General features: G+C 55.4%; 6 protein-coding genes. 1 reads left to right on the forward strand and 5 read right to left on the reverse strand.

Features of this window, described 5'->3' with window-relative positions:
• From AC2FNN_RS20810 to AC2FNN_RS20825, 4 genes are all read right to left on the reverse strand, one after another.
• Positions 1-895 (reverse strand): ABC transporter substrate-binding protein (locus AC2FNN_RS20810; RefSeq protein WP_496760339.1); only part of this gene is annotated, 895 nt, incomplete at its 3' end.
• 577 nt (positions 896-1,472) lie between these two features.
• A complete protein-coding gene (locus tag AC2FNN_RS20815) occupies positions 1,473-2,459 on the reverse strand; it encodes a zinc-dependent alcohol dehydrogenase family protein (protein WP_496760341.1) in 987 nt (328 codons plus the stop codon).
• Positions 2,460-2,732: 273 nt separating this feature from the next.
• Positions 2,733-4,526, reverse strand: coding sequence for a PHA/PHB synthase family protein (locus tag AC2FNN_RS20820; RefSeq protein WP_496760342.1), 1,794 nt, complete (start codon positions 4,524-4,526; stop codon positions 2,733-2,735).
• Positions 4,527-4,712: 186 nt separating this feature from the next.
• Positions 4,713-5,090 carry a SnoaL-like domain-containing protein gene (locus AC2FNN_RS20825; protein ID WP_496760344.1) on the reverse strand — a complete coding sequence of 126 codons (378 nt, stop codon included), beginning with the start codon at positions 5,088-5,090 and terminating at the stop codon, positions 4,713-4,715.
• Between the two features lie 595 nt (positions 5,091-5,685).
• Here AC2FNN_RS20825 and AC2FNN_RS20830 point away from each other — a divergent pair.
• A complete protein-coding gene (locus AC2FNN_RS20830) occupies positions 5,686-5,871 on the forward strand; it encodes a hypothetical protein (RefSeq protein ID WP_496760345.1) in 186 nt (61 codons plus the stop codon).
• A gap of 239 nt (positions 5,872-6,110) precedes the next feature.
• Here AC2FNN_RS20830 and AC2FNN_RS20835 read toward each other — a convergent pair.
• Positions 6,111-6,429, reverse strand: a 319-nt coding sequence (locus tag AC2FNN_RS20835; RefSeq protein WP_496760347.1) for a hypothetical protein, incomplete at its 5' end; no start/stop codon positions are given.

Consider the following 6,429-nt stretch of genomic DNA (forward strand, 5'->3'; position numbering starts at 1 on the left):
GCTCCGAATACAGCGGCACGACGATCTTGAAGTCCTTGCCGTTGGCAACTTTGTCGAGCAGGCCGAACTGAATCGCGTTGGTCAGCGAATTCACCATATTGCCGCCATAGTGGTTCAGAACCAGAACGTCCGCGCCCGAATTCAGAACCGGAGTGATGTAGGACGAGAAGTCTGTTGACGCGAGTGGCGTTTTGACGGTGTTGACCGTTTCCCATCCCAGAGCTTCAGTCGAGGCGACGATCGACTCTTCCTGAGTCCAGCCCCAGTTGTAGTCCGCCGTCAGGTGATAGGCGCGGCGGTCGTTGCCCATCTCGGCGGCCAGCACCGGCGCAAGCGCAGCGCCCGACATGTAGGCGTTGAAGAAATGGCGGAAACCATTGGCCTTCTTGTCCTTGCCGGTCGTGTCGTTGGCGTGGGTCAGACCCGCCATAAAGATCACACCCGCTTCCTGACACAGGCCCTGAACCGCAACGGCCACGCCCGACGACGACCCGCCGTTGATCATGATCGCGCCATCTTTTTCGATCATCGACTTTGCGGATGCACGCGCAGCGTCTGACTTGGTCTGGGTGTCACCAGTGACGAACTCGACCTTCTTGCCGAGGATACCATTGCCCTTCAGCGCCTTCGACGTGAAAGTGTTCAGGCAACCGCCGTCGCCTTCGCCGTTCAGGTGTTCCACCGCCAGCTGTTGCGCCAGCAGTTCGTCATTGCCCTCTTCCGCATACGGCCCGGTCTGGGGAACATTGAAGCCCAGGGTCACGGACCCTCCGGTTGGTTCATTGGTGTAAGCGGCAGCCGACGAAGCCGTGAAGATCGTAGGCAGGGCCAGACCGGTGCCTGCAACGGCACCAGACTTCAACACGCCGCGGCGTGTGACAGATTTGTTGGTCATTAATTCCTCCCATTTCCCTTTCTCTCGTCGTCTGGCTCCTCTTCCAGCAGACGAAAGCGCACTTATGTGCATTTCAATAATGGAAAGGCGGTGGAAAATTTCACAACAAATTACTGGATTTGAAACAAAATTTTGTAAACGTATTGACGAAAACCAAGATCGTTTGAAAAACTTTTTCGTTGACTTTAATTTAAATAGATATTTTTCATATATTTAAATGTAAATATCAATGACACAATTGTCAGGCATGACACCAATGTTCGTTCTCTGCGGCACCAAAAGCCGATTTACGATACAAAGCCAGCATTTTCAGCACGCTGAATGGAAACAAGCTCTCTGCCCTTCCCTCAGCTGACAGGTCCAGTTTGAGTGTTGGCGCATGATCGTCCACGGGTCCGCCGGTATGATCGTGACCGGCGCAGGTGGGCGGCATCCCAGCACCCTGAGCGGTCTTTCATGTTCCGGTGTTTCATCCATTCCACAATCAGGATCCGTTTGCTTAAACCTACCCCCGAATTTCAGATGCTGACCTCCGCTGTGACTTGTCGAGCCGGTGCGGGGCGCGACAGACCATTGGTCAGGGAACCAAAACCGCTGCCCCTTGCAATCGCCCGGCGCTCAGATCCGCGAGGGCTGTGTTGGCGTCCTTCAGTGAATATCTTTGGGTCCGCGTCTGGATGCCTGCGGCTTGGGCCATTGCAAAAAACTCCTCACCATCCTGACGCGTCAGGTTTGCGACAGACAGGATTTGACGTTCCCCCCAAAGATCGCTGTAGGGAAAGGACGGAATGTCGCTCATGTGAATTCCGCCGCAAACCACGCGACCGCCCTTGCGGACAGCTTGCAGCGCTTTGGGCACAAGGGCCCCGACAGGTGCGAATATGATTGCAGCATCCAGTTCCACCGGTGGTCGTTCGTCGGACCCACCAGACCAAACCGCACCAAGATCACGCGCAAACTTCTGCGCCTCGATATCGCCGGGCCGGGTCAGCGCATAGACATTCCGGCCCTGCCAGACGGCCAGTTGTGCAAGGATATGCGCGGCGGCGCCGAATCCATAGAACCCAATATTCTTGGCATCCTGGGCCATTCGCAGACAGCGAAACCCGATAAGCCCGGCACATAACAACGGCGCCAGTGCAACCGGATCGGCGACCTCTGGCAGGGCAAAGACATACCGTGCATCCGCAAGGCAGGCTTCGGCAAATCCACCGTTGCGCGTGTATCCCGTGAACACCGGCGCGTCACACAGGTTTTCCTGGGCGCGATGGCAATAAGCACACTGTCCACATGTGGACCCAAGCCATGGCACGCCCACGCGCTGATCGGTTTCCAGCCCTGTTACGGCATCTCCCTTTCGAACGATCCGCCCAACGATTTCGTGGCCCGGAACCAGTGGAAGTTCAGGATGTTCGAGGTCACCATCGACGATGTGAAGATCCGTGCGGCAAACACCACAAGCCTCGATCTGGATCTCGATATCATGAGCGCCCGGTGCCGGAAGTTCGATGTCTTCCAGTCCCAGCGCGCGGCCAGCCTCGTTCAAAACCATTGCGCGTGTCATGGTCCAACTCTCCAGATACATCCGCCCGAAATCATCTGTGTATATCCTCTTTTCGTTGCAAATTGAGGGCTTGGCATTCGACAAAGCCGCAAAAGTGGCACAGGGTTTCGAAGACCTGCAGGATAACACAACTGCGCCGCAGCAAGGCTTGATCCATCGCAATGTCCCAGATCCAACCGAGCGACCAAAATCTCGATTGCACCCGAAGGGCGTATGCATGATGTCCAAGGGTGTTTGACCACGCACTGACAGGTCTGACCCTCGCCACCGGTTTCAGGTCTGATGAATGTAGCTGCCCGGCGCTTTGGGCAGGTTTTCTGCCCCCCTTCGTTTTCCGCCCATCGGCGGCGGCGCAGTTTCGCCCGATGAGCGGTCTTTGATCCAATCCACCATCGCAGGCCACCAGGAGCCTTGGTTTTCTTCGGCCGACTCAAACCACTCATCCGGCGAGGTATACAGCGCGTCCGCCGGCCTGTGGCCCAGCCGGTAGTGGCGGTGCTTGTGCCCCGGCTCGCTCAGGATACCGCCATTGTGACCACCGTTGGTCAGCACAAAGGTGAGGTCTCCGTCGGTAAACAGCCGAATTTTGTACACTGATCGCCACGGAGCAATGTGGTCGGATTCCGTTCCGACCACAAACATGGGAACCCGTATATCCTTGAGCGCGACAACCCGGCCTTCGACAGAAAAGCGCCCAGCGCTCAGCCGGTTTTCCAGGAACAGGCCGCGCAAATACTCGGAATGCATTCGCGCCGGCATCCGGGTCGTATCATTGTTCCAGACGGTCAGATCCGTAGGCAGGTCGTCTTCACCCAGAAAATAGCGACGGACAGCCCGGGCATAGATCAGATCCTCGGCGCGGATTGTCGTGAAAGTTCGCGTCATCTGAGGGCGGTCAAGATAGCCCTGCAACCACATCAGGTCTTCGACAAAAGCGACCTGACTGTCATCGATGAACAGCAAAAGCTCACCGGCTTCGGCAAAATCAACCTGCGCCGCCATCAGCGTAACGCTTGCAAGCCGGTCATCGCCATCGCGTTGCATCACCGCAGCTGCAATCGCCAGAAGTGTGCCGCCAAGGCAATAACCATTGGCGTGGATCTTTTGGCCCGGAACGATTTTTTCGATCGCATCGATCGCGGCCATGACACCGTTCAGGCGATAATCCTCGAGGCTGAGATCAGCCTGATCAGCCGCGGGATTGACCCAGGAAATCATGAACACGGTAAAGCCCTGCTCGACCAGATAACGCACCATGGAGTTTTCCGGGGACAGGTCGAGCACATAATATTTCATGATCCATGCTGGCACGAAAAGGATCGGTTCGGCCTGCACGCGCTTGGTGCGCGGTGTGTATTGAATCAGCTCGAACAGCGCGTTGCGATAAACGACCCTGCCGGGGGTCGCGGCAATGTCTTTTCCGATTTCATATCCCTCAGGGGCAGGTTCGTGCTCTTGCGTTATGGTATGGGCAACATCCTCAAGAAAGTGAGCGGCGCCTTCTATCAAATTGCGACCGCCGATCTGGAACGTGCGATTGATGATTTCCGGGTTTGACCACGGGAAGTTCGAAGGAGAGACAAGATCAAGCGCCTGGCGAACCTGAAATTGGGCGCGTTCGGCGTCGCGGGGGGCGATGCCCGGCATTTCGTCCGTTGCGGCTTGCCACCAATCCTGCGCGCTCAGAAAGGCCTGCTGCCAAAAGGAAAATGGCGCCTTCTGCCAGCCAAGCGCATTGAAACGGTGATCCTGCTTGCGTGGCTGAAAAGGCGGAGCGGCCTTCGCACCGGTCGCCATCTCGCTGGCATAGACCCAGAGTTTGGCCGCATCGCGTGCCGCGCGTTCTGTCAGTTCAAGCTGGCGTCCGGGGGAACGACCCAAGTGCAGGGCCCAATCCATCCAGGTGGCCATTATCGAATGCGGGGAAACACCGGCGGTGGCACGGGCAAGGGCCGCGCGCGTTGCGCGGTCAAGTTTCTCATAGGGGTGTGGCGGGGCATTCTTGTCGGTATCTGACGCACGAAGCCCTGCCTCAGCAGACAGCTTGTCAGGTGAGCGTTCCGTCATCTGGGTTCTCCGATCCGGGCAGAGTGCTAAAATGCTGCAAACCTAAATCCATCTACCCACCAGGCCCCGGACCGACCAGTCAACCGCCCATTTTGATTGGGCGTACTTGATTGCAGCGCCGGACCTGGCGAGGCTTCCTGAAATCTCCGCAACCGTTTGGGATCCCGCGTTGCCAGGCACCGTTCGCTATTTTGGCAACATAAAGAACTCTTCCAGTACAATCTTGCCATCCTCAACGGAATAAATGGCAATCTCGCTAAGGTTCATTTTTTGTCCGGTGTCTTTCTGCACGACCTCGGCATTGAAACGCACCCCAAAGCGATTGGGCGGATGAACAAAAGGGCCATCTGCCGTAAGCGTTTGGATTTCATGCGTTTTCAGCCAGTCTTCCCGCTTTGCCTTGATCGCGTCGCGACCCTTTGTAATCCGAAATTGCCGCACCGGAGGCACAACCGCCTCTATGGACTGAGCGTTTTCCGCATACATCTCGTCAACACTTGCCAAGCCGTTGCGTTCACGCATCGCCTGAACAAATGTCCGCCCAATTTCGACTAGTCCTTCCATGCAAGACCTCCTGATACATTGGTGACTGTATCTCGGCGGGCCGCGCTCAACCTTGACAAAGATCAAAATGAGACGACCCTGCAAAGATTGGCCGCCGGATTTGCATAGGAACAGGCAGAACAGCGCCTTGTGAATTTGGGTGCAGCAAGTCGCCGCCATTCGTTGGGCGAGAGGAAACCAGTTGCGGACCGAGGAGTCTTCGAACTTATGATGCAATTTTTTGTTTTTATTTAATTTTTATAATATGAACCTAAGAGCACCACATAAAATATCACAGCATCTCGAATAAACATGTCACCGTTGGCATGACGGTTCCCGTGAATCTAGAACAACGGCGCCAGCTAAGAAGCGCAATACCGATTAATAGCAACCGCATTCTTTGAACTGTCCTGCTCAAATAATGCCACTGCTGGATGGGTTCACCTGATTGGCAGGTTTTTCCAAGCAGCAAGAATATCCCAACCTTTTGTTCACACCGGGGCGACAACATTAACCGAACGTGAACAATGTATTCTCTGAGTGTTCAAAGTGTTTATCTCATACTACTCCCCGCAGGGCTATTCTAAAAAGCCCGGCTTTGTCGAAGGGGAAAAGAATGATCAAGTCTGCCATTGGGGTTGAGCCTTGTGTTCCTGCATCTATGCAGTCCTCAAATGTCGCCGTTCACGGCGCGCGTTCCAACGCCGAAAATTCGAGCACCAATCGCTTCCCTCCTATCGAGAATGCACTGACTGACATCATTAACAACAAGCGACTGGATGAGACAAACAAAGACGCCTGAAACGACGATTGCAAGCCATCACGCTTCCGGGTTACGGCGACCAAATCAGGATACTGCAAAGCCCGCTCCGTATCGGAGCGGGTCTATTTTTGAGCGACCTAAATGCGTTCACGGCGCTAAACGCGTAACTCCATCCATCTAGTCAGGTGGTGTCGACACGACGCCGGGCCGGCCATGCTCGTGGTAAAGACATGGTCGACCCGGCCACCATCGGCTTGCAGAATAACAAGCCAATACTATTAGCCATCTAACCCAAGCAGTGATTTTACTGCCGCCTCAACCTCGTCTGTGACGGGCTTGTTTGCCGCGTTTTCCAGTGCTTCGCGTTCAGTCAGCGCTTGATCTTCAACGGCCTCTGTCAAGTCCTCGACCTCAGCAACCGCTTGATCGTATTCGACAGCATCCTGTTTTTCGGTTTCCAAGCTTTCAGCCGTGTCGATGGCGTCCTGCAGATCGTTGTTTGCTTCCTCAAGCGCTGCCTCGATGTCTGGGTCGGTGCCACCAGCGTCTTCCAGCGCCTCTTCAAGTTCGGTCACACGATCCTGCTTTTCCTGAACA

Source organism: Ruegeria sp. BHSA118 (assembly GCF_059613405.1).